15 protein-coding genes are annotated in these 25,567 nt (G+C 42.1%); 7 read left to right on the forward strand and 8 right to left on the reverse strand.

The features are described 5' to 3' along the window. Positions 1-8 precede the first annotated feature (8 nt). Positions 9-1,358, forward strand: a complete 1,350-nt coding sequence (locus B879_RS05010) for a Gfo/Idh/MocA family protein (RefSeq protein ID WP_009184064.1) — start codon at positions 9-11, stop codon at positions 1,356-1,358. A gap of 125 nt (positions 1,359-1,483) precedes the next feature. Here B879_RS05010 and B879_RS05015 read toward each other — a convergent pair whose 3' ends face one another. Beyond that, a complete protein-coding gene (locus tag B879_RS05015; protein ID WP_009184065.1) occupies positions 1,484-2,047 on the reverse strand; it encodes an SRPBCC family protein in 564 nt (187 codons plus the stop codon). 217 nt (positions 2,048-2,264) lie between these two features. On the opposite strand from B879_RS05015, the gene B879_RS05020 reads away from it, so the two are divergent. Together B879_RS05020 and B879_RS05025 are read left to right on the forward strand one after the other, a co-directional pair. Continuing rightward, entirely contained in the window at positions 2,265-5,282 is a 3,018-nt protein-coding gene (locus tag B879_RS05020; protein ID WP_009184066.1) for a SusC/RagA family TonB-linked outer membrane protein, read from the forward strand. A gap of 17 nt (positions 5,283-5,299) precedes the next feature. Further along, positions 5,300-6,970 (forward strand): RagB/SusD family nutrient uptake outer membrane protein, encoded by a 1,671-nt coding sequence (locus B879_RS05025; RefSeq protein WP_009184067.1) that lies wholly within the window; start codon positions 5,300-5,302, stop codon positions 6,968-6,970. 44 nt (positions 6,971-7,014) lie between these two features. Here the strand turns inward: B879_RS05025 and B879_RS05030 are convergent, their stop codons facing one another. Next, positions 7,015-8,025 (reverse strand): LacI family DNA-binding transcriptional regulator, encoded by a 1,011-nt coding sequence (locus tag B879_RS05030; protein WP_009184068.1) that lies wholly within the window; start codon positions 8,023-8,025, stop codon positions 7,015-7,017. A gap of 219 nt (positions 8,026-8,244) precedes the next feature. Between B879_RS05030 and uxaC the strand changes: the two genes are divergently transcribed. From uxaC to uxuA, 3 genes are all read left to right on the forward strand, one after another. Beyond that, positions 8,245-9,654, forward strand: a complete 1,410-nt coding sequence (gene uxaC / locus B879_RS05035; protein ID WP_009184069.1) for a glucuronate isomerase — start codon at positions 8,245-8,247, stop codon at positions 9,652-9,654. Further along, complete coding sequence (locus tag B879_RS05040; RefSeq protein ID WP_009184070.1) at positions 9,651-10,463, forward strand: SDR family oxidoreductase; 813 nt, start codon at positions 9,651-9,653, stop codon at positions 10,461-10,463. Before uxaC ends, B879_RS05040 begins: the two co-directional genes overlap by 4 nt. 127 nt (positions 10,464-10,590) lie before the next feature. Continuing rightward, positions 10,591-11,769 carry a mannonate dehydratase gene (uxuA, locus tag B879_RS05045; RefSeq protein ID WP_009184071.1) on the forward strand — a complete coding sequence of 393 codons (1,179 nt, stop codon included), beginning with the start codon at positions 10,591-10,593 and terminating at the stop codon, positions 11,767-11,769. A 249-nt stretch (positions 11,770-12,018) separates the two neighbouring features. Here uxuA and B879_RS05050 read toward each other — a convergent pair whose 3' ends face one another. The 5 genes from B879_RS05050 to B879_RS21735 form a co-directional block, all read right to left on the reverse strand. Then, complete coding sequence (locus tag B879_RS05050) at positions 12,019-14,031, reverse strand: alpha amylase C-terminal domain-containing protein (protein WP_009184072.1); 2,013 nt, start codon at positions 14,029-14,031, stop codon at positions 12,019-12,021. A 383-nt stretch (positions 14,032-14,414) separates the two neighbouring features. Next, a complete protein-coding gene (locus tag B879_RS05055) occupies positions 14,415-15,512 on the reverse strand; it encodes a glycerate kinase family protein (RefSeq protein WP_009184073.1) in 1,098 nt (365 codons plus the stop codon). 208 nt (positions 15,513-15,720) lie between these two features. After that, positions 15,721-17,067, reverse strand: coding sequence for an alanine/glycine:cation symporter family protein (locus tag B879_RS05060; RefSeq protein WP_009184074.1), 1,347 nt, complete (start codon positions 17,065-17,067; stop codon positions 15,721-15,723). A 285-nt stretch (positions 17,068-17,352) separates the two neighbouring features. Further along, a complete protein-coding gene (locus B879_RS05065; RefSeq protein ID WP_009184075.1) occupies positions 17,353-18,963 on the reverse strand; it encodes a beta-N-acetylhexosaminidase in 1,611 nt (536 codons plus the stop codon). A 193-nt stretch (positions 18,964-19,156) separates the two neighbouring features. Further along, positions 19,157-21,151: an FISUMP domain-containing protein gene (locus tag B879_RS21735; RefSeq protein ID WP_009184076.1), complete on the reverse strand. Its 1,995-nt coding sequence runs from the start codon at positions 21,149-21,151 to the stop codon at positions 19,157-19,159. 319 nt (positions 21,152-21,470) lie between these two features. Between B879_RS21735 and B879_RS05075 the strand changes: the two genes are divergently transcribed. Beyond that, entirely contained in the window at positions 21,471-22,922 is a 1,452-nt protein-coding gene (locus B879_RS05075; protein WP_009184077.1) for a Gfo/Idh/MocA family protein, read from the forward strand. A 560-nt stretch (positions 22,923-23,482) separates the two neighbouring features. Here the strand turns inward: B879_RS05075 and B879_RS05085 are convergent. Further along, positions 23,483-25,222, reverse strand: coding sequence for an FAD-dependent oxidoreductase (locus B879_RS05085; RefSeq protein WP_009184079.1), 1,740 nt, complete (start codon positions 25,220-25,222; stop codon positions 23,483-23,485). Positions 25,223-25,567: the final 345 nt, after the last annotated feature.

Consider the following 25,567-nt stretch of genomic DNA (forward strand, 5'->3'; position numbering starts at 1 on the left):
TTAACGAAATGGACAAAGAAATGAACAATCGAAGGGAGTTTTTGAAAAAATCCACCTTAGCTACAGTAGGGCTCTCTTCCTTGGGTGCACTGGGCTTTTCTGCCAAGAGCTATGGCAATATCATTGGAGCCAACGACAGCATGCAGGTGGCTATTGCAGGTCTTGGAAGAAGATTAGGCGCCTTTTACGCTCCAATTGCCAGAAAGGAAAGCAATGTACGCTTACACACCCTATGCGATGTGATGGAATCCCAGCGAACCAAGGCTGCTTCCAGTTTTTCAAAACACATCGACTACAGTCCCCTGTTGGAAAACAGCATCATAAAGGTCATCGAAAACAAAGAGATCGATGTACTGATCAATGCTACTCCAGACCATTGGCATGCACCGGGGACATGGATGGCTGTAGCCGCAGGAAAACATGTGTATGTGGAAAAACCCTGCAGCCATAATCCCAGAGAAGGAGAATTGCTGATTGAATTCAAAAACAAGTACAATAAGGTCATTCAAATGGGAAACCAGCAAAGATCCTCTTACCATACCATTGAAATCATCAAAGAAATCCATGATGGTGCCATAGGGAAGCCCTACCGAGCAGTGGCTTTTTATGCCAATAATAGAGGACGGGTTCCCAACCAAGTGGAGCAAGCTCCTCCAGTAGGATTGGACTGGGAATTATTCCAAGGTCCTGCACCAAGAAGAAAATATACCCATGATACCTGGGACTACAATTGGCATTGGTATGGATGGGACTATGGAACAGCAGAAACAGGCAATAATGCCACCCATGAACTGGATGTTGCCAGATGGGCACTTGAGGTAGAGTTTCCTAACCATGTTGGGGTAGATGCTGGTAAATACCATTTTTTGGATGATGGCTGGGACATGTACGATACCATGTATGCCACTTTCAAGTTTGACGATGATAAAACTATCGTTTGGGATGGACAAAGCCGCAATGGTTACTTGACTTATGGGGCTGATAGGGGTACCATCATATATGGTACAGAAGGTTCTGTTTTTGTCAATAGAGGCCTTTATAGGCTTTTTGACAAAGGAGGAAAAATGATCCGTGAAGTCAAATCAAGAGGAGAAGAAGGCAGCACCAACTTAGGTGGTGGGGGCGATAACACCACAGACCATGTGGTCAATTTCTTTGAGGCTATCCGAGGGAAGCAGAAACAAAATTCCACCATTGAAGAAGGCGCAGTATCCACTTTGCTCTGTCATCTGGCCAATATTTCTTACAGGATTGGGGAAAACTTTGACTGTAATCCAGCCAATGGCCATATCTATAACCGAAAAGGTATGGAGCTTTGGTCCAGAGAATATGAGAAAGGATGGGAGCCCAAACTTTAAATGGAAAGAATTTTGGTATATAATTTCTCATAACAATACATCCAAAAAAGGCTGCTTTTTAGACAGCCTTTTTTAGCTTTCCATAATTTCTTTTAACCTGTTCAGACCAAAATCTAAATTCTCTCCTACCATTTTCCCATATTCATTATCAAAAGCAAGACTTTCATGGGGTTATTCATTTTGCCAACAAAATTCCATTTCACCAATGTCGCATTATCATTAAGTAAAGTGGTAGTGATAAAGGCTACAGATCTAGACTCGAAAGGCTTTATAAACCACAATTCATAATCGATCCTTTCTCTATCTATGATTCCAATTATTTCCTGTACTCCCTCCCCCAACTCATCATTTCCTTTCCAAGAGAATATGAATCCAATGGTTCCATCCGTTCCATTATATAATGTTTTTTGGTTTGGGTCTAAGGTTGCCCATTTGCTAAAATTTTGTTGGTCTTTTAGATGTTTCACATCATCAAAATCATTACATAAGATTTTTTTAATATTTACCACTCTTTCTTCAACATAATCTCTAGCTGTAGAAAGTGACAATATGAAGGGAATAGTAATCAAAAGAATAGTTGTTCCTAAAATTTTTTTTAAATTTTCATAGTGTTGGTTGATTTTGGGTGAAAATATATACCGCAAACCATTGAATTTCAATAAGTATAAGTAATCGTATTGTAAGCTCAAACTTATAATTTTTATTATGTTTTTTGTAAGTGCAATCGATTCCGTAAAATAAAAACAGAAACAAGTCGCTTTTCGGAATTATTTTACAAATTTCGGTAAATCAACATAATAAGATAATCCATTTTATAGGGAATATAAAATAATATTCCAAGGAGTATCTTTTTGTCTAATCTAAATATAGACCAACCTTTTAATTAAACAATAAACCTAAAATTCTATGAAACGGAAGTTTTACCAGATTGCAGGATGTTTACTGTTCCTGTTAATTCTGCACCAACAAAGCTTTGGACAAAGCAGAGTTGTCCAAGGAAAAATTACAGATGATACCGGTGAACCCATTCCCGGAGCCACAGTGCTTTTGAAAGGAACTACCTCTGGTACTGCAGCGGATTTGGATGGGAATTATTCCATCACAGCACCTGAAACAGGAGTTCTTATCTTCTCTTTCATCGGTTTTATGCCAATGGAAGTAACCGTTGGCAATCAAAGCACCATCAATGTAACTTTAAAACAAGACCTTTCTGATTTGGAAGAGGTAATTGTAGTAGGTTATGGTACCCAAAAGAAAAGCCAACTAACAGGTGCTATTTCTTCAGTTGGTGCCAAAGAAATTCAAGAATTGCCGATATCCAATGCGAGGCAGGCCTTACAAGGAAGAGCTGCCGGTGTGGATGTTACAATAGCAGGTAGTAAACCTGGAGCAGGTCCTCAGGTTAGGATACGGGGTAGAAGGTCATTTACAGCGGGCAATGATCCCTTGTACGTAGTAGATAATATTCCCATAGTTGGAAATATTGATGATATCAACCCCCAGGATATTGTATCAATGGAAATCTTAAAAGATGCCTCAGCTACAGCAATTTACGGTTCCAGAGGAGCTAATGGTGTAGTACTTGTAACTACCAGAAGAGGTAATGTCGGAAAAACTGTTGTTTCCTTCGACATGTTTACTGGTTTTAACGAATCTCTGGGCAGGATTGAGGTTTTTGATGGACCACAATTTGCCGAATATAAAAGAGAATCAAGAAGAGCCACTGGTAATTATCCAGAAGGCCCTGCAACGCCAGAGGCAGATGCCACATTGTTTGAGCCCGTTGAATTGGATGGAATAGCTAGGGGAAGAACCACAGATTATGTTGGGGCTTTATTAAGAACTGGAGTAATACAAAATTATCAAGTAGGTGTTCAAGGCGGAAGTGATAAAACCACATTTTTTGTTTCTGGAAACTACTTTAAAGAAACGGGAGTAGTAAAAAATCAGGATTTTTCCAGGTATACTTTTAGAATAAATTTAGATCATAAAATTACTGATAAAATTTCAATAGGAACTTCGACGCTTTTGGTAAATAGTTTGAGAAATGGGGAAAACTTCAATCCAATCGGAGGGGCCATGCAGGAAAACCCCTTGGGTATCCCTTTTGATGAAAACGGAAATTTGATATTCCTACCGACTAACGATGGCTTAAGAACAAACCCTTTTGCTGAAATCGTACCGGGAGCACAATTAGATGAGGTTCACAGATACAGAATGTTCAACAGTATCTACGGCGTATATAAAATAACTGATAACCTGACTTTCAGGACAAATTTTGGCCCGGATTTCTCCTTCCAAAGGGCGGGTAGATTTACAGGATCACAAACCAATGCCAGAAGGGGGGCACCTCCAACAGGCAGTATCAACGAAAGATGGGATTTCAATTATACTTTGGAAAACATCCTTACCTATGATAAGAAAATGGGTGACCATGCTTTGAATTTGACGGGACTCCAGGCCATCCAGCAAGACCGGTCAGAAAGAACCTCAATTTCTGTATTGGGAATTCCGGCGGCTTCTCAGCTTTACCATAGATTGGGTGATGCAAGTCAGATTACAGGTGCCAACACAGATTTGATTGAATGGGCACTCTTATCCTACATGGGCCGTATCAATTACAGCTATAAAGAAAAATATTTACTGACTGCAACAATGCGGGCAGATGGTTCTTCACGGTTTGGTGCGAATACTAAATTTGGCTATTTCCCATCCGTTGCATTTGGATGGAATATTACCAATGAACCATTCTTGGTAAACTCAGGGATTGATTTATTAAAGTTCAGAGCAAGTTACGGATCTATTGGAAATCAGGCCATATTTCCTTATCAAACCCAGCCATTACTTGGTAGAACGGTATATGCTTTTGGTACTACGCCAGCATTCGGGTATAGACCCAGTACCATTGGAAACCCTGATTTGAGATGGGAATCCAGTACTACCTTGAATATAGGTTTGGATTTTGGAATATTTCAGGGAAAATTGGGAGGTAGCTTGGAATTTTACCAAACAGAAACCAGTAACTTATTGGCACCGCAGCCATTACCCAATTCCATTGGTTTTGGTGCTTTTACGACCAATATTGGGGTCACTAGAAATACTGGATTTGAAGTCACTTTGAACTCTATCAACATAGATAAATCGAGGTTCAGATGGTCCACTGACTTGATATTCAATACAAATAGAGAGCAAATCCTCAGTTTGGCCAATGGAAGAGTAGACGATATTGCTGCAGGAAGATTTATCGGACAGCCGATCACAGTTTTTTATGATTTGAAAAAAGTAGGCATTTGGCAGACTAATGAGGCTGATGTAGCAGCCTCTTTTGGAGATAGGCCTGGAGAGATAAAAATTGAAGATTTTAACGGTGACGGCAGAATCAATGCGGATGATAGACAAATTTTAGGTTCTCCTGTTCCTAGGTTCATCCTAGGCGTTACCAATAGATTTACCTATGACAACTTTGATTTTTCCTTCTTTGTATTTGCAAGGGTGGGGCAAATGTTACGTAGTCAGTTCCATGATGCCAATAATTCCCTCTTTGGAAGGTACAATAATTTGGCCATTGATTACTGGACTCCCAATAATCCGACCAATGATTTTCCAAGACCCAATCAGAATCAGGAAAGGCCTAAGTATGCATCTTCTATGACTTATTTTGACGGAAGTTTTGTAAAAATCAGGAACATTAATTTTGGATATACATTTCCAAATGTAGTTACCAAAAGGATGAAAATGGAAAGTTTAAGGATCTATTCCAGTATTCAGCAACCATTCATTTTCGCAGAATACAGATCTAGGTATAAAGGTATTGATCCAGAGACCTTTATTGACAGTGAACAGGGAATAGAAGGTGGTGCAGTAAGTGCCAATGTGGCACCGGCCATTACCACTTATACCATTGGAATTAATGCAAGATTTTAATTTCAAATAAAAGAGCCATGAAAAAAATAAATAACATAAAACTAAATTATATAAAGCTGTTCACAGTAATCAGTTTGTTAACAGGTGCTTTCTCATGCCAGGATATCTTGGAAGAAGATGTCATTTCGAGAATTGGCAATGATTATCTTAACACCCCTAATGGTTTTAATGATGGGGTTAATGCAGCGTATAGTACCCTAAGGATGTGGTATGGAACCGAAGCAGGTAACAACTTTACTGTTTTTGGTACTGACACCTACAGGATGGGTTCAGATGGCAGTTGGAAGTTTATCAACGAGTATACCAATCAGTTTGACTCAAGAACAGGCCAATTAAACCAAATTTGGGATGAATTTTACAGAGGAATCAACACCTGTAATGCAATCATCGAAAGAGCTCCGGATGTACCTAATGTTCCAGATGCTACAAAAAGATTGCGGGTAGCTGAAGTAAAGTTCCTCCGAGCCCATCATTACTTTATTCTTGTTCAATTATTTGGTGGGGTTGACCTAAGACTTACCGAAACACTTGTTCCTACCAAAGAAGCTAGCAGAGCAAGTGTACCACAAATCTATGAGGCTATTATTAGGGATCTTGAAGAGGCCATTGCCGATCTACTTCCTGAGATGAGGTCCAATAATTACGGTCGTGTCACGAGGCCAGCCGCAGAACATTTATTAGGCAAGGTCTATCTAACCAAAGCCACTTCAGAAGCAGGTTCACCTGATGACTACAGCAAGGCTGAAGTTTTGTTAAAAAAAGTAATTTCTGATTATGGCTTTATCCTTCTTCCGGATTTTGAAGATGTGCATAGATTTAACAATGAAGTCAATGATGAAGTGATTTTTGCAGTCCAATACACAAGAGATCCTTTGACAAATGGAGGGGGCAACAATGGTCACGTTTTCTTCTTAATGGAATATGATATCCAGCCAGGTATGAGGAGAGATACCCAAAATGGCCGGCCATTTAAGAGATATCGTCCTACTGATTATACACTAAATGTAATCTTTGCAGATAGGGAAAATGATTCTCGGTATGACAAATCATTTAAGCATGTTTTCTTTTCCAACAGGCCAGGAAATTTCAATACTACTTTTGATACTTCCAAACCTGAAGTTAGCTTCAGTGAGGGAGATACGGCCATCTATCTTCCAGGAGTAGAATGGTCTGAAGCAGAAAGGGCTGCAAAGCCTTATCAGGTACTCACTCCTAGCCTTTATACAGATAAGCTTTATCCAACGCTAAATAAATTCCTGGATCCAGGTAGAGCTGATCTGACACAGTTTCAAGGAGGAAGAGATTACCTTGCCTTTAGACTGGCAGATACTTACTTAATGCTTGGAGAGGCATTGTTTAGGCAGGGCAAAACTGCAGAGGCTGTGGAAGCGATCAATACAGTCAGAAGGAGAGCTGCTTTTCCAGGCCGTGAGGCCCAAATGGAGATTACTGCTTCCCAATTGGATATGGAGTTTATCATGGAGGAAAGAGAGAGAGAACTTTTGGGTGAGCAGATGAGATGGTTGGACCTGAAGCGTTGGGGATTATTGGTAGAAAGAACAAGACTGCATAATCCAGATGCTGCTCCCAATATCAGAGATTTTCACATATTAAGACCTATTCCACAAAATCAGATTGATAGGGTTGACGGAGGAGAAAGTAGTTTCCCTCAAAATCCTGGGTATTAAATGTTTATTTTAAATAAGGCCAGTTTTCTGGACTGGCCTTATTTCTATGATGATGTTCGCTTATGGAAAATGGACGGTATAGTGATAACTTGGTCTTCTATAGGAGATGGCTTGGTTTTAGTAAGCTTACTCATCAGCAATTTGGCACATTCCCGACCGATTTCCTGTGCTGGCTGGGATATGGTAGAAAGTGGTGGATCCAATAAATCCGCAATTTTCATATTGGAAAAGGTGATCAGTTTGATATCCTCAGGGATTCGAAGTTTGGTCTCTTTGATGGCCTGATAGGCTGTAATGGCCAATTTTTCTACCGAAGAAAGTATTCCGTCAGGACGGTCCATTGGAAAAAGGAAGGATTTGAACAAATCTATATTTGGTTTTTCCTCTTGGGCACAGTGAATGACCCAATCTTCACTAAATGATAGATCAGAGGCCTTAACTGCATCCAAGTAACCTCTTAGGCGCTCTTTGCCAATGGTGATTTCCTTAGAAAGTAACAAAAAATAAATTTTCTTACAGCCAATTTCAATTAAGTGATGTGCAGCATCAAAACCGCTTTGGTAATCATTGGTGATAAACTTGGTTGTCGGCAAATCCTGTGCAATTCTATCAAAGAAAATGATCGGAATGCCCTGTTTCTGAACTTGTTCCAAGTGCTCTGTGCTACTGGTCTGACTCGAAACAGACATCACAATGGCATCTACCCTTCCGCCCAACAGGTAGGAAATGATTTTTCTTTCCTGTTCAACGTCCTCATGGGAATTGTAAACCAGAAGATGATAACCGTATTGTTGGGTAATTTCCTCAATGCCATCGATCACCTGGGCGAAAAAGTTATTGATCCGCTCGGGAATGATTACCCCAATGGTTTTGCTTTTATGGGCCCTCAAACTTCGGGCATAGGGATTTGGCTGATAGTTGAGTTCCTTGGCCAATGACAATACCTTATCTTTGGTCTTTTGACTGATCTCGTAACTGTCATTCAAAGCTCTTGAAACCGTGGAAGGTGCCATATTGAGTTTCTCCGCCAAATATTTGATATTTACTTTTGTCATTATGCCTGATCAAACTGTATAAGCCACACTTGATTTTATTCTCGAATGAAATATAATTATAAAAATACCAGTTTAGCCAATAATCAATTTGATAATTGTTTTATCGAAAACGATTTCACAATTAATTGTACTAAAATGGTTCAAATACTGCATATAAATCCTTAAAATTAGACTTGATAATCTTATTGACCTGTATTATAAATGACAAAACCCAGCAAAATGACCTTTTTAGATGATGATTTCCTTTTGGAAACAGATTTTTCCAAAAAACTCTACCATGATTATGCAAAGGATCTTCCCATCATCGATTACCATAACCACCTGCCCCCAGATCAAATCGCTTCCAATAAGGTGTTTGAAAATATCACGCAGATATGGTTAGCAGGTGACCATTACAAATGGAGAGCAATGCGCACCTTGGGTATAAAAGAGCATTACATCACAGGGGATGCATCGGACCAGGAAAAATTTCAAAAATGGGCAGATTCAGTTCCTTACACGGTAAGAAATCCTTTGTACCATTGGACACATTTAGAGCTGAAGCGGTATTTCGGGATTGAGGAACTTTTGAGTGGAAATAATGCCAACGAAATTTATCAGGCTACATCGGAGATGACCAATAGTAAGGAATTCAGCACCAAAATGCTATTGGAAAAAATGAAAGTGGAAGTGGTCTGCAGTACGGATGATCCCATTGATAATTTGGAACACCACCGGCACTATCTTAAAAACCGTGCTTCATTTGGACTTTTTCCGGCTTTCAGGCCAGATAAGGCCTTTGCTGTCGAAAACCCCATCAGCTACCGGCTTTATTTACAAAAGCTGGGCGATGTGTCAGCTGTGAAAATTCATTCTTACGATGACTTACTTCAAGCGTTGCAAAACAGAATCAACTACTTTGATAAAAATGGCTGCAGGTTGTCGGATCATGGACTAGAACAGCTTTATTACTTCAGTAATTCGCCTTATGATATCAACACCCTTTTTAAAAAAGTATTTTCCGGTGCACTTTTGGACCAAGAAGAAATTCGTTATTTTAAATTTAAAACTCTCTTGGAGCTATGCAGAATTTACCATACAAAAGGATGGACCCAACAGTTCCACCTTGGTGCCATGCGTAACAATAATAGCCGCATGTTCCAACAATTAGGTCCAGATACCGGATTTGATTCCATAGGAGATTATGCCCAGGCTACTGCCCTTTCCTCCTTCCTCAATGAATTGGATAGCACTGACCAACTCAGTAAAACAGTGCTTTACAACCTTAACCCTAAGGACAATGAGGTCTTTGCTACCATGTGCGGCAATTTCAATGATGGCAGCATCCGAGGCAAAATACAGTTTGGCTCTGGATGGTGGTTTCTGGATCAAATTGATGGCATGGAAGCCCAAATGAACACCCTATCGAATATGGGGCTGATTGCAACCTTTGTTGGTATGTTGACAGACTCCCGGAGCTTCCTTTCCTTTCCCCGGCATGAGTATTTTCGCAGAATACTTTGTAACTTGTTTGGAAAGGATATGCAAAAAGGTAATCTGCCACAAGATGAAAGGTGGATGGGTAAGATTATCCAAGACATCTGTTATTATAATGCCAAGAACTATTTTCAGTTTCCCGAAACACCATGAAATTATTTTCAGTAAAAAATAAAAAAATCATCATCACAGGTGCCACCGGCGTACTGGGTACAGCGATGGCCCTACACCTTGCCAAAGAAGGTGCTCAAATCATCATCATTGGTAGAACTGCCTCGAAAGTGGAACAACTCGTTGAGGAAATCAGGTCTTTGGGAGGCAAAGCTGATGCCTTTCTTGCTGATGTTACGTCTGAAAACCATGTAATCCAGGCTGCTGAGCAAATTCACAAAAGGTACCAAAAAGTTGATATTCTGATCAATCTGGCGGGTGGCAATATGCCCAATGCAGTAGTCAGGCCTGATCAAACCATAGCCGATCTCTCGGCTAATGCCATGAAAAAGGTTATGGATCTCAATTACCAAGGCACCTTCATTCCCATCAAACATTTCTTGCCGCTTATGCTTACCAATGGCTCAGGAAATATCATCAACATTTCTTCCATGGCAGCCAGCCGGCCAATGACCCGGGTGGCCGGTTATGCTTCAGCAAAGGCAGCTATTGACAATTTGACCAAATGGTTAGCTGTGGAATTGAACCAGAAATACGGTCCTGATTTTAGAGTAAATGCCCTTGCCCCAGGTTTCTTTTTGACAGAACAAAACAGGGCATTACTCACCGAAAATGATGGCAACCTCAGCCAAAGGGGCCAGCAAATCATCGACCATACCCCTATGAGAAGGTTTGGCAATCCCGAAGATTTGTTAGGAACCCTTCAATGGCTTTGTTCAGATGCTTCCAAATTTGTAACGGGTACAGTAGTAGCCGTAGATGGAGGGTTTTCGGCATATTCGGGAGTTTAGGAATGAATATTTACTGTTCCAAGTACAATGTATCATGTAATGTACGATGTACCAAGAACTAATTGTCTGGAGAAACCAATTAACCAATGTCTAATCAACCAATCACCCATTAACTTAAGTCCACCTTATGACATACAAAATGGAGCAGACCATGCGCTGGTATGGTCCCAATGACCCGGTAAGTTTATCCGATATCAGACAGGCCGGTGCCACAGGTATTGTGTCTGCCCTTCATCACATTCCCAATGGAGCCATTTGGCCAAGGGAAGAAATCAAAAAAAGAAAAGATATAATTGAAGCAGCAGGGCTAACTTGGTCTGTGGTAGAATCTGTTCCCGTACACGAAAATATCAAAACCAGGTCAGGTCATTTTTTGGAGTACATTGAAAACTACAAACAAACCATCGTCAACCTGGCAGAAGAGGGCATTCATATCATTTGTTACAATTTTATGCCCATCTTGGATTGGACCCGTACCGAACTGGCCTGGACACTTCCCAATGGCGCCAAAGCCCTGCGCTTTGAGAAAAAAGAAGTAGTAGCTTTTGACCTATTTATCTTACAAAGACCTGGCGCAGAAAAAGATTATAATGAGGATGAAATTCAAAGAGCCAAAACTTTCTTTGAAAATGCTCCTGCACAAGATATTAAAAGGATTCAGGACAATATCCTGAAGGGTTTGCCTGGATCGGAAGAAGGCTATACCTTGGAAGAATTCCAACATGCTTTGGATACGTATAAAGGTATTGGTCATGAGGAATTGGCTAATCATCTGAAACTCTTTTTAAATGAAATACTGCCTATAGCGGAAAAGCATGCGGTAAAAATGGCCATTCACCCTGATGATCCACCATTTGATATTTTTGGGCTTCCAAGGGTCGTAAGTACAGCAACCGATATGCAGAGAATTATTGCGGACAATAGCAGTCTTAATAACGGTTTCACTTTCTGTACTGGTTCTTACGGGGTCCGGGCAGATAATGACCTACCGGCCATGGTAAAAGCTTTTGGTGACCATATCCACTTTATTCATCTCAGGGCTACTACAAGAGATGCTGAAGGGAACTTCTATGAAGACAATCATTTGGAAGGTGATGTTCCCATGGAAGCGGTCATCCATGAAATCCTGAAAGTACAGCAAAGCAGAGGCCTTTCCATTCCTATGCGCCCGGACCATGGGCATCAGATGTTGGATGATATTCCCAAACCCATCATCAACCCAGGCTATACCGCCATTGGCAGGCTCAAAGGCTTGGCTGAAATAAGGGGTGTGGAAGCAGGCTTGATTTACGCTGGATTGGTTTGATTTTTTTTTAAATAAAGCTTTGCAAACGAATGCATCAGGCTCAAAGCCCATCCATCATAAAAATCAAATATTTAAAAAGCTTTTAGTAACCCAAAATCCCTTCCGTCGTTAGAAGATAGTAATAATTAGCAATGACGGGAGTTGATCCCACTGCTCATACGGAGAGTGAGGCTTTTCTCTTTTAGTTTAGTTGATATTGTCATTGTAGCATAATGGGCCCTTTATGGGCCCATTCTCTTTTTTATCCCATTATACCTTCTTTTTCAACACCAATGCTGTTCTGTTTGGCAGGTAGATCTTGATCTTGTTTTTCTTGTCGCTGGGATAGAGAAACTCCTCTGATACACGCTCAAAACCTCCAAAGTTTTTATTATCGGAATTCAGGACAATTTGATATTCACCCGGTGTAGGAACTACAAACTCAAAGCCAAAAATGGATTCAGAAACATGGAAATTAAAGATAAAGATCAAGCTGGCCCTTTGAAAAACCAATATCTTTTTATCTGCATCCAAGAAAATCTGCTCGGCATGAGGGGCGACCAAGAGTAAATGCTCTTTGGCCATTTGAATCATGGCCTTGTCCCATTCATCGAGTTCATGGTAACGCAAGTGCTCTGTATCCACCAAAGACCATTGCCTTCGGGCATATTGGTAACTCCAGTCATTACCTTCCCTGGGGAAGTCCACCCATTCAGGGTGACCAAACTCATTCCCTATAAAATTCATATAGCCTTCTCCTCCCAATGCAATGGTAATCAAGCGGATCATTTTGTGGAGGGCCACTCCCCTGTCAACTACCAAACTGCTTTGCAGCTTGCTCATGCCTGTGTACATTTCCTTGTCCATCAGCCAAAAGGCAATGGACTTGTCCCCGACCAATGCCTGGTCATGGGATTCGGCATAAGCAATGGTTCTTTCCTTCTTAGGCCGATTGCTCAGCTCATGCCACATTTCAAACATGTCCCAGTGCTCATCTACTTTGTGCTTTAAGGTTTTGATCCAGAAATCAGGGATACCCATCCCCAGTCTGAAGTCGAAGCCCAGTCCCCCATCTTCATGCCTCCTGCACAAACCTGGCATGCCACTGACTTCTTCGGCAATGGACAATGCCTGTCTGTTAAAATCATGGATCAGTTTATTGGCCAATTGCAGGTAAATGACCGCATCCCAATCTACTCCCTCTCTGAAATATTTTACCGGATTGTCAAAGGTAACATGGCCATGGTGCAGGTAAAGAATGGAGGTGACTCCATCCCAACGGAAACCATCAAAGTGGAACTCTTCCATCCAGTACCGGATGTTGGAAAGGAGAAACTGTATCACTTCCTTTTTTCCATAATCAAACAGTTTGCTGTCCCAGCCTTCATGGTATCCTCGCCCACCTGGGTGAAAATATTGGTGATCTGAACCATCAAATTCATTCAACCCTTCATTCACATTTTTCACCGCATGGGAATGTACGATGTCCATGACCACAGAAATGCCCATCTCATGGGCTTTATTGATCATAAACTTGAGTTCCTCAGGCGTGCCAAAACGGGAGGAAGGACTAAAGAAATTGGATACATGGTAACCAAAGGACCCATAGTAAGGATGTTCCATGATGGCCATTACCTGTATGGTATTGTAACCTGATTTTTTGATCCTTGGCAAAATATTTTCTGCAAATTCCAAGTAGGTACCTACGCCTTCTTTCTCTTGGGCCATTCCTACATGACACTCATAAATCAACGGTTGCATGAGATTGTCCGATGGATCAAAACCATGATCAGACCAGATGAATGATTGGGACGGAAACCAGAGTTGCCCTGCAAAGTCATGACTCTCCTCATCCTGTACTACCCTCCTGATATAGGCCGGTATCCTATCAAGCGCTCCATTGACCGCCTCAACATGAACTTTGACCTTGGATCCATGAACAAATGACGTTTTATAATCCGCATAAGGCAAAAAAATCTCCCAGTCTCCCCTGTGGTTTTTACGCATGGGATGACTATACCGGTTCCAATGGTTGAAATCCCCCATCAAAAAAAGATTGTATGCCTTTGGTGCCCATTCCCGATACACCCAACCATTTCTCAGTGGATCAAAATGAATTCCATAGTATTCATGTGCTCTGGCAAATTCCAGCACGCTGCCATAGCCATGTTCAATCTCTTTCAAGGCATATTTATACCTGAAGTACCTTTCATAAATATCTTCTGAATAATCCTTGAGCCAGTCTTCTTCCTTGGCCAAGGCTAAAATTTTCTGATTTTCCACAAAAAATCCGGAGTTAGTTTGATTTAAAGATAAAAAATAAATCACATCACAGAACTACAAGTAAGGTTATTTTGCATGTTGTTTTACCAAATACTTTCTGTTTTCTCCCAAGGCTAATAGTGATTAAGCCCTTTAGGGCTGGTCCTCGTAAATTTACACATATAATGGGTACTGTGGTTCTAGGAAATTCGCAAGCTCTGCGTATAATTCATTTTCCCATGCTGCTTTGATGAACGAAAAGGGCCAAGATTATTTATAACCCAAAATCCAGGTAATTTGTGAAATTGGTGTCATTCCTGCCTTCTGAAGGAAGGAGCGGTTAGTTCCCCAAAAAGCAAAGCTTTTTTATCCAAGCCTTAATCTAGCAGGTGTCTTTGTCCTAGTTAATCGTTAGTTAATTCCAAAATCGATCTCCTCAAATTCTCCTTTGCCTTTTGTCTAAAATCAGGACTTGAAAAATCCAAATCCGGTAAAACCAGTACCTTTTTGAATCCTGCATCCCCAAAATCATCCCCTGCAGTAACTAAATAACAGGGCTTACCTGCTTGTTTACATAACTGTAATAGTTCATAACTCCCCTTTCCTCCCGCAGATTGATGGTCATACTTTCCCTCACCGGTGATCACTAAGTCTGCCCAGGCTACCTTTTCAACCATACCAACTTTGGAAAAAAACCACTGTGCCCCCATTTTTAATTCAACTTGAAAAAAATGGGCCAATCCAAAAGCAATTCCTCCTGCCGCCCCAAAGCCTTTTTGATCCGGAACCGCTTTCTTGGCTTTTTGGGACAAAATGGTCAAAACGCCCTCACAAGTTTTTTCAAAGTTGGGGATTTCATCAGGTGGTAAACCCTTTTGTGGGCCAAATACAGGAATGGCTCCCTTTGGACCCCAAAAGGTATGGTTAACATCACAAAGACAGGTAAAACGGATGTCCAATGAATGGACCGGTCTTTGGATATGTTGGATTTTACTCAAAAATGTGTCCGAGAACAAGGGAATTTCCCTGCCCTTTTCATCCAAAAACCCAAATCCCAAAGCAGCTAATATTCCAATGCCCAAATCCACCGTGGCCGAACCACCCAGACCTAGAACAATATGATTGGCACCTGCCTTGACAGCTGCTTGAATCAGTTGTCCTGTCCCGTAAGTACTGGCCACCCATGGGTTTCTTTCTACGGTTTGAAGATCTTTGATTCCTGAAACCGTAGAAACATCCAAGTAGGCGGTTTTGCTGTTGGCATCAAAAAAGTAATACCCCCTGACAGATCTGCCCAAGGCATTCAGCGCCCAGATTTGCTGTGATTCTAATCCTAATGCTTTCCCCAACAAATAACAAGTACCATCTCCCCCATCTGCAATGGGCAAAACCGCTGTTTCCGCATTCGGATTTACATCCTTAATTGCCCCTCGGATGATTGCTGCAGCTTCATCTGCTTCAATGGTTCCTTTAAAGGCATTGGGGGATATCAGGATTTTCATTTCCGAGTCAGTGAAGGTGTTTGAAAAAAAGATTTTTTAACCGCACAGAAAGATAGAAAACTTAGTCAGGAAAAGCCAATTCCAGTAGCTATCCAACAATTAAAGGTCGGCTAATACAAGTTAGTGATGTCTTGATTCTTGTTTCTTGATTCTTGTTTCTAACATTCCCGCTTCTCGCCTCTCGCCTCTCGTTTCTCGTTTCTCGCTTCTACTTCCGCACCCTCCCAAAATACTCCTTCGTCGCCGCCTTTACTTTAGGTGCCAGGTAAATCGTGGAAATCATCGTCGGAATCGCCATTACCGCATACATCCCATCTATAAAACTCACCACTACTTCCAAAGACACCACAGCACCGCCAACAATGGTGATCAAATAGAAATAATTGTAATATTTGGCCTTTTCCGCACCAAAGAGGTAATTGAAGCATTTGTGTCCATAGTAGGAATAGGTAAACATGGTGGACAAGGCAAAAACAAGCACAGCCACCATCAACAAGTATTTGCCGATGCCTGGTAAACCCATTTCAAAGGCCGATAGGGTTAACCTTACACCATCATTGTCCGTAGACTGCCATACGCCGGTCAACAGGATCACCAATGCGGTCAAAGTACAAACCACCACGGTATCAATAAAAGGTCCCAACATGGCGATCAAACCCTCCCTTACCGGTTCATTGTTTTTGGAGGCACCATGCACCATGGGTGCTGTACCAATACCAGCTTCATTGGAAAAAGCGGCCCTTCTAGCACCGATCACCATCACCGCTCCCACAGCGCCGCCCATGACTGCATTACCTGTAAAGGCATCTTCCACAATCAACCATAACATGGCCGGAACCTGATCATAAAAACGAAACATGATGATCAGAACAGTAGCAAAATACAAAAGTACCATAAAGGGGACCAATCGGGATGCTACGGCGGCAATCCGTTTGATTCCGCCTAAAATCACAATGGCAACAATGATCATCATAGATATACCCAATACCCATTTGGTAGTTTCTCCGTTATCCAAACCATTAGGAATTAATAGGACAGAACGCAGGACAGCAGTCAACTGGTTTGCCTGAAATATGGCCAAAAGTCCCAATACACCCGCAACAGAAAATAGGATAGCCAAAGGTTTCCACTTCTTTCCCATACCTTCTTCTATCACATACATAGGCCCACCTTGTACCGTTCCCTGGGTATCCTTGCCCCGGTACATGATGGCCAAAGTACAGGTGAAATATTTGGTTGCCATGCCCACAAAAGCCGAAATCCACATCCAGAAAATGGCCCCAGGTCCCCCCATATTGATGGCAATGGCCACTCCTGAAATATTGCCCAAACCTACGGTTGCCGCAATGGCCGCTGAAAGAGCCTGACGGGAGGAAATCTGCCCGGGCAGGTTTTCATCGTCATATTTTCCCCTGACTACTTTTAGGGCATGCCCAAAATGGCGGAAGGGTAAAAAGCCTGAATAGGCAAAAAGGATAAAGCCTCCTCCCATCAATAACAGGAGCATGGGCGTATCCCAAATCCAATTGCTAAAGTCTATGATAAATTGTCCCATGAATGTTCTTAATAATTCAGCATATTAATGGCATTTTTGGTAAAAGGCAAATTTGGTAAAAGGCAAATGAGAAGTGGAATTTGATGTCTTATGAATGTTGAACCAAAACGGTCAATGATTTTTAGGGAATGACAAGTTGAAGCCTTTGACCCTAGCAGCCCTTCTGTAAATTGAACACTACTTTTTATCCCACCCTGCACCCTGGCCCCTCACTAAATCAGTCCACTGGACTGATTCTTAACGTTCGGTCCTCTTTTTACTTTTGCCTTGGCTCTTTTCAATTAACTACCATTCCACCTTCGGTGACCTGTAGAAATTCTTCCCCTGAGCCTCCCAGCGTTGACCATGCCAAGCAATCCTTCTGCTGAAATCTTCCCAATTTCGGGCAGTCTTTGGAGACCAGGCAATTTCGGCAATAGCTGCCAATCTAGGGAAAGTCATGTATTCAATATCTGACATGGTCGTGATGGTCTCCGTCCACAATGGCGCTTCTACTCCCAGGATATGTTCTCTTCTGATTTCAGCTTCCAATTCAGTAGGATCCCAGTTATATGCCTCATCCAACTCAATATAAGCTGCCCAATGCAAACCCAAATGGGTGGTAGAATCATACTGCATATCCAAATAGGCTTTTACTGCAGGTGAAATCAAAACTTTTGACCCTTGGTCAATAGCCATGATGGCATTCTCCGCCTTGGCCCAGTATTGGGCTACAGAGGTAGGAAGTAATTTAGCATGGGCCACTTCATCCCAACCCAAGGTTTTCTTGCCATATTTGGTGACAATTTCCTGTGCTTTTTCGATAAATGGGATGTAATCCTCCATGGCTGTGACATGGGATTCATCTCCCCCAATATGGAAATAAGGTCCTGGGGTGAGTTCTGAAATTTCCCGGATCACATCATCGATAAACTTATACGTTACCGGACTGTCTGTATCTAAAGTGGAGAAACCCACTTCAATGCCCGTGTGATAAGGTGTTGCATCCGGATCCTCTTCATCCACGCCTAAAGCCTTTCTGTCCACAGGAACAGCGGTAGCCTCCGGAACAGTGATCCCAGGGTTCAGAATACCATAGGCATTCAAGGCAGAATTGGTATGACCCGGCATATCAATCTCCGGAACGATGGTAATGAATCTACTTTGCGCATAGCGCACGATTTCCGTGTAATCATCTTGGGTATAATAGCCCCCTTTGCCCCCTCCTACTTCATTGGCGCCACCAATGGTGGTCAACAAAGGCCAGGATTTGATCTCAATCCTCCATCCCTGATCATCAGAAAGATGCAGATGCAAATGATTGATCTTATATACCGCAATCTGATCGATCAGTTTTTTTACATCTTCCACAGAAAAGAAATGCCTGGCCACATCCAACATCATACCTCTGTAACCGTATTCCGGATAATCTTCGATGGATCCCTGTGGTAAGGAAAACTGATTGTTTACACCTGGAATTTTACCACCATGGGCAGGAATCAATTGCTGCAATGACTGAATGCCATAAAACAATCCTGCCGGTTGCGGGGCACTAATCAGCACCTTCTTATCCATGATGGCCAATCGGTACCCTTCCTCCTTATCTGAGGCACTGGCATCCAAGGCCAATACAATGGCATTGTCCCGATCTTCCTGAGCGATATTCAGGTTAAGACCAGTCAGTGCGCTTATGGAAGATTTTAAATATTCTCCGATCAACTGCACTTGGGCGGGATCAGCTTGCAGCACGATGGCTGTTTTCCCGTCCAAGGTAAAACTGCCCGCTGCAGGTACCACGGAAACAGGAATAGGTATGATACTGTGCTGATCCATAGGTACCGTTTCCTGCTTTTGGCCACAGGAAAATGCCAAGATTATCACTGCTGCCGAGAACAGCAGGCTTTTTAATTGCTTCATAGTCGAAATGTTTTTGGGATTAATCAAACTCAAACTTACTTAATTTTTTTAATTAAGCGTTGACCAATTAAATAAAATTATATCAATTGGTAATAGAGGGCTTATTTGTATTATCTATTGACACATTTATAAAAAAAAATTGATTTTTTTGACGGATTCATCATGAAAATAAATTTAAACTCACCCCTTTGAGTCATTGATCCTTAATACATCTGCAAGAAAACCCATTTCTCTTAAAATTTGAAAGATCTCCAAAGTATAGATAAAGATCCCCAAAATCTGAATTAACTCCTCGTCCCCAATTAGGAGAAGGGTTTGTGGCCCACCAAGTGGTTCCAAACCCAATTGGTACTGGAAAATTACCCCAAACACCATTCCTACTGCTAGCAGGTAAAGCCGTAAAACCACTTTCATTGGTAGCTTCACGATTTGGTTCTTCCCATCCCGATACAGATTTCATTTTTCCTCCTGCTATACTTCTTCCACCTAAATAATCTGTAAGAATGCCCCATTCCTGATCGGTGGGTACATGCCAACCTTCCGGGCACAAATCCCCAGATTCTACGGCAAAATAGTTGTACAATTTCCCATAAATCACCCCATTTGATGCATCATTTTCATAATGACACCATGCGGGAGTACTAAGCCCTCTCCATGCATCTCCGTCTTGGACTTCTGGTATATCTCCACTGAAATTTAAATTCTCAGCAAACCAACACTGACTCCCGATTTCAATAATATTGTAGACTGTACCATCTCGGGGGTCAATAAATATTTCAGCTCCTTCGCAACCCACAATTTCCTCCTCTACTTCTAATTTCGCAGAAACTTTCTTTTCTGTTTTATCAAAAAATTGATTGTTGTACACAATAGAAAATTCAAAATCCTGTGGTTCTTTTTCAGTCGTGGAAAAAGTAATGAAAAACTTACCTGCTTCCTTTTTTTCGCTACTGGAAACCTTAGCATTAGAAATACCACTTACGCTCAAATGATCACTGTGAACCCGTAAATTTTTATTGGTAAACGAAGGTAATTCCGAAAAATTACGGCTTTCGTATCCTATTTCAACCATCAGCTTGCTTTTTAATTTGTTCCAGCTTTCAAAAAGCTGATCGGTATTGGAAATCAGCTCCTGAATAAATGGATAAGTGGAATTTTTATCACCAGCATAAAGCGTTCGGTACTCTCTGTTTAGAATAAGCTCATTGCTTTCATCGTTTTCAAACACATAATCGGCCTTAAAACTCACCCCCAACTCACTATCCTTTACCACCAATATTTCATCCCCAAACCTATCAAGAGTTGAAAAGACATTCAAAATATCGGGTAATAAATATCCTAAAGAAATTCCCAAACCTACAGCTGCGCCTAATGGTCCACCCGCCAGAAAACCCGTTCCAGTACTAGCTAAAATTGTCGGTATTTTACCTACCACAATAATGATGGATTTTACAAAAGCTTTGGAAATTTCATAAGCTCTTTGCTCATAGTTGCTGACCCCATTGCTTTCCAGACGTGAATTAAAATTAGATGCTATCAGTTCATTGACGGCATTGTTGAGTTCTTCTATCCATTCCCTATTTGCCTCCACAAAAAAGGCCAAATCAACCAGTTCCTCCTCCGTAAGCAAAGCAGCTTTTGCCCACTGTTCTTCTGAAAACATCTTCAGGCTTTGGATGTCCTGAGCCAATTTCGTTTGATCTTCTTTGGATAAAAAAGTAATATTTGATTCCAGCGCATCGAAACTTGCCTTTGAAACCACTTCCATACGTTGGAGGTATGTTTTTGGATCCTCTTTTAAATCATGTGGCTTGACCTCGAATTCTAAATCGAACAAACGACTACTTTGACTGAATTGTAGGGTATATTTCCCTTGGTTGAGCTTAGGAACCACAAAGGACAAATTCCCCTGTGAAAGAAAAAGGTCAAGCTTACTGCCATCTGATAAGGTGCCTTCTTCTATTCCCTCAGAAAATTGCTCCCCTGAAATGTCGATAGATACCACTTCAAAAATGGAGAACCGCATGTTTTGATTGCCAACATTTAATAACTCACCCTGAGGAGACTCCTCTTCAGTGATGGCGTCATTGTTCCCATTTTGATCTATAAGCTGTCCTTCCTCTGTATCAAGATTACAGGAAAAAACCATTAAACATAAAATTGAATTGAATAGAAAAAACTTTTTCATTGAATCTGTAAGTTAAAAGAAAGTTAAAACAGGATCTAAAAGTAATATAAAATTACTTTTTATAAAATTTTATTTGGAAATATTGAATTATACCTATTTTTTTAATATTTGAAAATTATAATTGAACAATGATAAATGCATTTTTTTACGCTATTTTTGCTGTTTTTCACAAATAATATTTTTCAATAAATTGCATAGCCTATCCGTTTATCCTATCTTTTTCCCTCTTTAACTAAGTAAAATTCTTATTGAGTTAACATCAGATTAATTTAGAAATCAGGTTGGTCGAAAATCAGCATTTGTAAAATTTTATAAGTATATGAAAAAAAATAAACCCAACAATTCCAGAAGGGACTTTATCAAGGCATCGGCCACAGCCCTGGCCGGATTTTATTTTGTACCTAGACACGTACTCGGAGGACCGGGATATATCGCCCCCTCTGACCGCTTAAGAGTCGCCGGAATAGGTGTAGGTGGCATGGGTGGTGGAGATGTGAGAGGGGTATTTGCTTCTGGGAAGGCGGATTTTGTGGCCCTCTGCGATGTGGACACCAATAGGGCCAAAGGCAGTGTAGACGCCCATCCCAAAGCCAAATTCTATAAAGATTACAGAGAAATGCTCGAAAAAGAGCATAAAAATATCGATGCGGTGACCATCTCCACCCCTGACCACATGCATGCAGTGCAGGCCATGGCCGCCATGCAACTGGGCAAACATGTGTATGTACAAAAACCTCTCACCCATAACATTTATGAGGCCAGGATGCTGACAGAAGCGGAGCAAAAATACAAGGTAGTCACCCAGATGGGTAACCAAGGTTCCTCCGGTGACGGCGTGCGCCAAATGGTAGAATGGTACAATGCCGGACTGATTGGGGAAGCTACCCGGGTCTATTGCTGGACAGACCGTCCCGTATGGCCTCAGGGTATTCCCTGGCCAACAGCTACTGCCACGCCTCCAGCCAACCTGGACTGGAACCTATGGCTCGGAGTAGCGCCCTATAGGGACTATGTAGATAACCTCCATCCTTTCAACTGGAGGGGTTGGTGGGATTATGGCACAGGCGCCCTGGGTGACATGGCCTGCCACAATATGGAAGCACCTTTCCGGGTGCTCGGACTGGACTATCCTGTGGCAGCGGAGTGTAGCGTAGGATCTGTCTATGTGGGCGAATTCCAAAGAGGTTACTTCCCTGAAAGCTGTCCTCCCTCCTCCCATATTACCCTACGCTTCAAGCGGGAAGGTAAGGAAGACCTGCGATTCCATTGGATAGACGGGGGCATACAGCCCAGCAGGCCGGATGAACTGGGACCGAATGAGGTAATGGGCGATGGCGGCAATGGGGTCATTATCGAAGGCACCAAAGGCAAGATGATGTGCGGCACTTATGGAGCAAATCCACAACTCCTTCCGACTTCCAGGACCAAGGAAGTCGATGTTCCCCAGACCGAGTACAGAGTACCTGGAGGTGCTGGTGGACATTACAACAACTGGGTGGAAGCCTGTATAGCTGGTTATGGCAGCAAGGAATTCGAGCGTTTGAGTTCGCCCTTCTCCGTAGCAGGGCCCCTGACCGAGTCTGTGCTAATGGGCAACCTGGCCATCCGCAGCTATGACTACAGGGAACCCAGGAATGACGGTTCCAACCGCTTCAATTACCCTGGCAGAGGCATTCAGTTGGTTTGGGACGGTCCCAATATGAAAGTCACCAACTTCGAACCAGCCAATCAGTTTGTAAAAAGGAAGTATAGAGAAGGTTGGAGTTTGTAGGACTCGATAAGATAACAAAAATCCTTTCCTAGATATTGATGAAAACTAGGGATATTTGTGGATATTGATTGATATTGAGGGATATTATGTTAGAAAAATTGAAAGCCTGGAGTGGATGCTTCGGGCTTTCAATTTTCTATTTTCAGTTTTTAAGACCCTAAAGAGCTCGATTTCTAGATTCGACCCCATCGGGGTCGCATGTTTGTAGCAAGCGCGTTGATCCTATAAATATATGACCCCTTCGGGGTCAAACCTCCCATTCTTGATCTGTTCAAATTTTCAAGAACTACCTCTCTACCCCTTAATCCATAAACTCTAAACCAATCCTCTAACTGACTTTTGTTTTCTTTTGTATCTTTTGTGGTTAAAAATATAATTTGTAGTGTTTTAAAGTTTGGTATGCTTTGCGATCGCTGCGCACTCCTTTGCACTCGCTGCGTGAACCCATCCTTTTGGTTTCTTTCAAGGACCGCCATATTAAAATGTAACGGACACAACGGAAATCCTCATTTTACCTTTTACATTTTGAAAAACTCAGTGCATCACTTTTGTCCTGGCGCTTATGGCCTAACCATACAGCCATTTTCAATCACAGGTTCGTCTCCAATCCTTCTTCTTTCTTTTGGAGGTTCAGCATCAGGAGGTAATGCGGGAAATTGGTCTGTATCCAGTTCCAGGCGCTGCCCGTCTGCCATTAATCTTTCTCTCAACCTTGGATAAGGGAGATCATGCAAGTCCGTGTTTGTTTCCAAAGCCATGCCCGCTGCTATTGCTGCCGACTGCCCTAAAATCATAAAAACAGGCTCCATCCGAATGGAACCATAAGCAATATGGGAAGAGGATACCGCACAGGTAACCAATAAATTGTCACATTCATTTTTCTTGGGCAGGATACAGCCATAAGGAATAATATAAGGTCCGCCTGTACCTTCTTCTATATTGCCCTCATTCTGCACACAGCCCATAGGGGTGATATAGCGTTGTACATTGTGGGAATCCATGGTATAGGAACCCATACCAATGGCCTGATCCGACAATTTCACCCTGCGGCAATCCTGCTCGGTCATTACGTACTCCCCTACCATCCTTCTCGCTTCCCGCACATAGATGTTTGTGGGCCAATGTCCGTTATCAGTAAACTCATCCATGGCCAAGCCCCATTTGCTTACTTCCACTCGGACCTCGCTCGGAATCCTGGGATGGTTGGCCAAAGTCCACATCAACCCTTTTTGATAATGCTCCTGTTCGGCTATGATGCTGGCCCTTTCTGCATAATTTCCATTGGGATAGCCATAGTTGATCCCGATTTTATTGGTAGAAATTCCCCAGCGGTTGTTGGTGTCTGTTTTCCGGTTGGGCATCATATGGGGCAACCAGGGAATACGATTCTCCCCTGCCTCGAAATTGCGGAACAGCAGTTCATACTCCAGTTCCTCATAGCCCTCCGGTTTTTCAAAAGGCACCTTATTGGCTTCTACATCTGTTAGGCACATGCGGAAACAATAAGCCTGAATGCGGTGGTCTCCTTCAAAATCCTTTCCCGGATCTTCACCGGAGACACCCGGTAAAATACCACTGCGCGGATTGCCGGTTTCCACATAAGGATCCACAAAACCTGGAATGATATGGTAATGGGTCCTGACCTTTTGAATTCCATTTAAGGTTTCTCCATAAACGGCATTGGCTTCTCTACCAACGTGATAGGAAACACCCGCCATCGCCATTAGGTCTCCCTCATAGGTGGCATCGATAAAAATTTTGCCTTCATACACATTCCCACTTTCAGTAACAATGGAGGAAATACTGCCTCCTCTTTTATTGACTCCATTACTGCCAAGAATCAAGCGCTCATTGATCAAAAGGGGGATATTATGTTCCTGCAGCATGGCCTGATATACCGCCATGGCTGCACTGGGTTCAAAAAACCAGGAGGTATCATTGGCCCCGACAATTTTGGGTTCCTCATACTTCCAGATGGATTCATCTTTATAATACTCCCGGAGTCTTTGGTAAAATCCCCTGGACATACCCCCAATCGCATCTGCATACCCCAAATCCGTGGCGCCCAAACCAGCAGTGGTCAAACCTCCAATATGGCTGGATGGTTCTACCAAGATACAGGAAAGGCCCATTTGTGCTACTTTTACAGCAGCGATGATCCCTGCCGAGGTGGCTCCATAAATGACCACTTCATACCTGTCTTCCGGAGATTGACAACTTTTTAAATAAGCAGGGACTATCAGTCCACTGGACAAAATGGCGGTGCTTTTAAGGAATGCTCTTCTGTCTAATTTTTGCATAATATGTCGAGGTATTAATGGCTAAAGCTCTACGCTAATCAAAATATTGAAAAATTAGCTGAGGACAAAGTATGGCTAAATTCTAAGTGAGATTTGCTAAAAATTTATGGAATTCCTACCGTTCCATTGGCAGATAAGAGTAACCGTCATTCTGAGTGAGGAACGAGCGAAGAATCTCCCATAGTTTAGGAGATGCTTCGACTCCGCAGGCTCCGCTCAGCATGACGCTTCAACAACAGTCATTACCCTTTCTGTACATTTTCTCTAATGTTAAAGACTCGGTATGACAAGAAAAGGCCTATCTAAATAGCCATCCATAGGATAGCTAATCAGATAGGCCTCTAA

The sequence above is a fragment of the Cecembia lonarensis LW9 genome (assembly GCF_000298295.1).
In the GTDB taxonomy this organism is placed as follows: domain Bacteria; phylum Bacteroidota; class Bacteroidia; order Cytophagales; family Cyclobacteriaceae; genus Cecembia; species Cecembia lonarensis.

Excerpts from the sequence above, each read along its gene's own strand:
- B879_RS05010 (WP_009184064.1), top strand. The coding sequence starts at position 9 with ATGGACAAAGAAATGAACAATCGAAGGGAGTTTTTGAAAAAATCCACC.
- B879_RS05020 (WP_009184066.1), top strand. The coding sequence starts at position 2,265 with ATGAAACGGAAGTTTTACCAGATTGCAGGATGTTTACTGTTCCTGTTA.
- B879_RS05025 (WP_009184067.1), top strand. The coding sequence starts at position 5,300 with ATGAAAAAAATAAATAACATAAAACTAAATTATATAAAGCTGTTCACA.
- B879_RS05030 (WP_009184068.1), bottom strand. The coding sequence starts at position 8,025 with ATGACAAAAGTAAATATCAAATATTTGGCGGAGAAACTCAATATGGCA.
- uxaC (WP_009184069.1), top strand. The coding sequence starts at position 8,245 with ATGACCTTTTTAGATGATGATTTCCTTTTGGAAACAGATTTTTCCAAA.
- B879_RS05040 (WP_009184070.1), top strand. The coding sequence starts at position 9,651 with ATGAAATTATTTTCAGTAAAAAATAAAAAAATCATCATCACAGGTGCC.
- uxuA (WP_009184071.1), top strand. The coding sequence starts at position 10,591 with ATGACATACAAAATGGAGCAGACCATGCGCTGGTATGGTCCCAATGAC.
- B879_RS05055 (WP_009184073.1), bottom strand. The coding sequence starts at position 15,512 with ATGAAAATCCTGATATCCCCCAATGCCTTTAAAGGAACCATTGAAGCA.
- B879_RS05060 (WP_009184074.1), bottom strand. The coding sequence starts at position 17,067 with ATGGGACAATTTATCATAGACTTTAGCAATTGGATTTGGGATACGCCC.
- B879_RS05065 (WP_009184075.1), bottom strand. The coding sequence starts at position 18,963 with ATGAAGCAATTAAAAAGCCTGCTGTTCTCGGCAGCAGTGATAATCTTG.
- B879_RS21735 (WP_009184076.1), bottom strand. The coding sequence starts at position 21,151 with ATGAAAAAGTTTTTTCTATTCAATTCAATTTTATGTTTAATGGTTTTT.
- B879_RS05075 (WP_009184077.1), top strand. The coding sequence starts at position 21,471 with ATGAAAAAAAATAAACCCAACAATTCCAGAAGGGACTTTATCAAGGCA.
- B879_RS05085 (WP_009184079.1), bottom strand. The coding sequence starts at position 25,222 with ATGCAAAAATTAGACAGAAGAGCATTCCTTAAAAGCACCGCCATTTTG.